The following is a 324-nucleotide window of genomic DNA, read 5'->3' as shown; positions in this document are numbered from 1 at the left end:
GTCGATGAAGGTCGAACCGGCCGCCGCTGTGATGCGGACGCGGAGCCAGTCGGACAGAACCTGCGTTCCGCCGGTCACAGCAGAACGGTCACCACCGGACTCGCGAATGACAGGGGCGGACTCGCCAGTGATTGCCGATTCATTGACCGAAGCGATACCTTCGACAACCTCACCATCAGACGGGATGATGTCACCGGCATCGACAAGGACGACATCGCCAACCTTCAGGCTTGCACCAGGCACCAGCTTGAAATTGCTGCGGTCATCGCCCGAAAGGAGTTTCGCCTGGGTTTCGGTCCGGGCCTTGCGCAACGAATCTGCCTG

The 324-nt window shown here is 60.8% G+C and carries 1 protein-coding gene; it reads right to left on the bottom strand.

Features of this window, described 5'->3' with window-relative positions; translation table 11 throughout:
• The coding region (locus PHA01_RS29170) for a P-type ATPase actuator domain-containing protein (RefSeq protein WP_465248750.1) at window positions 1–324 on the bottom strand (324 nt) is incomplete at both ends.

Source organism: Candidatus Phyllobacterium onerii, from assembly GCF_028331445.1.
In the GTDB taxonomy this organism is placed as follows: domain Bacteria; phylum Pseudomonadota; class Alphaproteobacteria; order Rhizobiales; family Rhizobiaceae; genus Phyllobacterium; species Phyllobacterium onerii.
Note: the sequence above shows the minus strand (reverse complement) of the source record. Positions and strands in the feature narration are given on the sequence as shown.